Origin of the sequence: Streptomyces nanshensis (assembly GCF_001751255.1) — a bacterium.
GTDB classification, from domain to species: Bacteria; Actinomycetota; Actinomycetes; order Streptomycetales; family Streptomycetaceae; genus Streptomyces; species Streptomyces nanshensis_A.
The window spans coordinates 1-3,614 of the sequence record NZ_LJGW01000313.1; the positions used below are offsets into that span (position 1 = coordinate 1).

3 protein-coding genes are annotated in these 3,614 nt (G+C 71.8%); all 3 read left to right on the plus strand.

What is annotated here, in order from left to right; all coding sequences use genetic code 11:
• The first annotated feature begins 317 nt into the window (after positions 1-317).
• Entirely contained in the window at positions 318-1,301 is a 984-nt protein-coding gene (locus AN218_RS18515) for a Bug family tripartite tricarboxylate transporter substrate binding protein (RefSeq protein ID WP_070018004.1), read from the plus strand.
• A gap of 125 nt (positions 1,302-1,426) precedes the next feature.
• Positions 1,427-1,906 (plus strand): tripartite tricarboxylate transporter TctB family protein, encoded by a 480-nt coding sequence (locus AN218_RS18520; RefSeq protein ID WP_070018005.1) that lies wholly within the window; start codon positions 1,427-1,429, stop codon positions 1,904-1,906.
• Positions 1,907-1,909: 3 nt separating this feature from the next.
• Positions 1,910-3,520 (plus strand): tripartite tricarboxylate transporter permease, encoded by a 1,611-nt coding sequence (locus tag AN218_RS18525; RefSeq protein ID WP_244900521.1) that lies wholly within the window; start codon positions 1,910-1,912, stop codon positions 3,518-3,520.
• Positions 3,521-3,614: the final 94 nt, after the last annotated feature.

Here is a 3,614-nt window from a genome sequence, read left to right on the forward strand (position 1 = left end):
CCCGCCACGGAACCACCGTGGCGGGGCGCCGTCGTGCGCGCGGGGCGTCTTCGCCGGTGCGGGGCGTCGTCGTGAGCGCTGCCGCGTACGTACGGAGGGACTCCGGCGACGGCCCCTCACGGACCTGAGCGGGACTCAACGGCCCTTCCCCGTACGGGACTCGGCACCGCGTCCGGCCCCGCGCACGGCGGCGTGAACACAAAGACCACAACGACCATTAAGTTCTTTCGCGCACAGGGGGCGAAACCGCCGCCGGGTCCGTGCAGCATATGGCGCGGCCCCCAGCCGGACCTCACTCACGAAAGGCGGTGCCCCGCGTGCGCCAGCGCACCCTTCTGTCCCTAGTCGGGGCGGCGCTGCTCGTACTGATCGGCCCCCCGCTGATCACGACGGGCAGCGGTGCCGAGACAGCGACGAACATCCCCGGGCTCCAGTTCATGGTGCCGAACACCCCCGGCGGCGGTTACGACATCACCGCGCGCACCGCCGCGAAGGACGCCGAGGACGCCGGGCTCAACCACAACATCGAGGTGTACAACCTCCCGGGCGCGGGCGGCACCGTCGGCCTGACCCGGCTCGTCAACGAGCGCGGCAACGGCAAGCTCGCCATGTCGATGGGCCTCGGCGTCGTGGGCGCCGTCCGTACCAACGACTCGCCCTCCACCCTCGCGGACGCGACGCCGATCGCCCGGACCGTGGAGGAGCCGGACATCGTCGTCGTCTCGAAGAACTCGAAGTACAAGACCTTCGAGCAGCTCCTGAAGGACTGGAAGAAGAAGCCGGGTTCGCTGCCCGTCGGCGGCGGTTCCTCGGCCGGCGGTCCCGACCATCTGGCGCCGATGCTGATGGCGCGGGACGCGGGCATCGCGCCCAAGTCCGTCAACTACGTGCCCTTCGACGGCGGCGGCGAACTGCTCGCCTCGGTGCTCGGCGGCAAGGTCGCCTTCGGCATCTCCGGCATCAGCGAGTACCGCGACCAGATCAAGTCCGGGGAGCTGCGGCTGCTCGCGGTCACCGGCAGGAAGCGCATCGAGGGCTTCGACGCCCCGACGCTCAAGGAAGCGGGAATGGACGTGGAGTTCACCAACTGGCGCGGCGTCATGGCGCCGCCCGGACTCTCCGAGGCGGAGCGCGCCAAGCTCGTCCGCTTCTTCGACGAACTGCACGGCAGCCCGCAATGGAAGAAGTCCCTCAAGCGCAACGGCTGGGACGACGCGTATCTGACGGGCGAGAAGTACGGGCGCTTCCTGGACGCACAGGACAGGCGCGTGCGGTCCGTGCTCAAGGAGGTGGAGAAGTGAACACCGGAGCCGGGACGAGCGAGCCCACGGCCGGCGGCACCACCGCTGACGAGTCCGCGCCGGGAGCCACGGCCGACGGCGACGCGGCGAACTCCGCCCCCGCGCCCGGCGGTTGGCGCACCTGGCTGCGCGGACGCTCCGAACTCGGCGTCAGCGTCCTGCTGTTGCTCGTCGGCGTCCTCGTACTGAGCGACACGCTCACCATGGAGACCGCCGCCAACCAGCGCGGCCCGGTCGGCCCCCGTACCGTCCCGGTCGTCGTCGGCGTCTCGCTGCTCGTCGTCGCCGTCGTCCTGGCCCTGGACGTGCTGCGCGGCGGACGGGGCGAGGGCGACTCCGGCGAGGACGCCGGCAGCGAGCCCGCGGACTGGCGCACGGTCGCGCTGCTCGCCGGGATCTTCCTCGCGAGCGCCGCCCTCATCGACCCGCTCGGCTTCCCGATCACCGGCGCCCTGCTCTTCTGGGGTTCCGCGTACGCGCTGGGAAGCCGCAACCTCACCCGCGACCCGCTGATCGCGGCCGTCCTGTCCATGGCCACCTACGCGGCCTTCAACACACTGCTGGGCGTGCCCCTGCCCGGCGGCCCGCTGATGGGGGTGCTCTGAGCGATGGATTCCCTCTCGTCCCTGCTCGACGGCTTCGGCACCGCGCTGACGCCGCTCAATCTGCTGTGGGCCGCGGTCGGCGTGCTGCTGGGCACCGCCATCGGCGTACTGCCCGGCATCGGCCCGGCCATGGCCGTCGCGCTGCTGCTGCCCGTGACGTACGGGCTCGACCCGGTCGGCGCGTTCATCATGTTCGCCGGCATCTACTACGGCGGGATGTTCGGCGGCTCGACCACCTCGATCCTGCTCAACACCCCGGGTGAGAGCGCCGCCGTCGTCACCGCCATCGAGGGCAACCCGATGGCGAAGTCCGGACGCGGCGCACAGGCCCTCGCGGCCGCCGCCATCGGCCACTTCGCGGGCGGCATGATCGGCACGATCCTGCTGGTGGTGCTGGCGCCCACGGTCGCCTCGCTCGCCGTGGACATCGGCGCCCCCGACTACTTCGCGATCATGGTGCTGGCCTTCATCGCCGTCACCTCCGTGCTCGGGCGCTCCCGTGTACGGGGCTTCGCGGCGCTGCTCATCGGGCTGACCATCGGTCTCGTCGGGCTCGACCAGATGACGGGCCAGCAGCGGCTGACCTTCGGCAGCCTCCAGCTCTCCGACGGCATCGACGTCGTCATCGTCGCCGTCGGGCTCTTCGCCATCGGCGAGGCGCTGTGGGTCGCGGCGCACGCGCACCGCACGTCCGGGGAGTCCATACCGGTCGGCCGCCCCTGGCTGGAACGCTCGGATCTGCGCCGTACCTGGAAGCCCTGGCTGCGCGGACCCGCCATCGGATTCCCCTTCGGCGCGATACCGGCGGGCGGCGCGGAGATCCCGACGTTCCTGTCGTACGTCACGGAGAAGCGGCTCTCCCGGCACAAGAAGGAGTTCGGCAAGGGCGCGATCGAGGGCGTCGCGGGGCCGGAGTCGGCCTCGTCCGCCTCGGCCGCGGGGACGCTGGTCTCGCTGCTCACGCTCGGACTGCCGACGACCGCGGTGGCGGCCGTGATGCTCGCCGCGTTCCAGCAGTACGGCATCCAGCCCGGACCGCTGCTCTTCGAGCGGGAACCGGATCTGGTGTGGGGCCTGATCGCCTCGCTCTTCGTGGGCATGGTGCTGCTGCTGGTGCTCAACCTGCCGTTGGCGCCGGTCTGGGCGAAGCTGCTGCGCATCCCCCGGCCGTATCTGTACGCGGGCATCCTCTTCTTCGCCGCCGTCGGCGCGTACGCGGTGGGCGGCGAGGCCGTCGACATGGTGATCCTGCTCGTCATCGGCGTCATCGGGCTGATGATGCGGCGCTTCGGGCTGCCGGTGCTGCCCGCGATCATCGGCGTGATCCTCGGGCCCAACGCGGAGCAGCAGCTCCGCAGGGCGCTCCAGATCAGCGACGGCAGCGTGACGGGGCTGGTGAACACCCCGTTCTCGGTGACGGTCTACGTGGTGATCGCCCTGCTGCTGGCCTGGCCGTGGCTGCGGCGCCTGGCCGGACGCGGACCGAGGGCCGCGGGTCCCGGAACGCCGGGCGGCGGCGCCGGGGACGGCGGGAGCGACGGTCCGGAGGACGGGCACCCCGAGCGGGACGAGCCCGGCGACGAGCAGAAGAAGGGGGCGGACGCGACGGTCTGACACGGCCGGGGATCCTCGCCCCTTGCTCGCGGCGGTCCCGCGTACGGTCTCAACACCGCGCCCCGTCCGTCCGGTTCACACCGGGCGGGCGGGG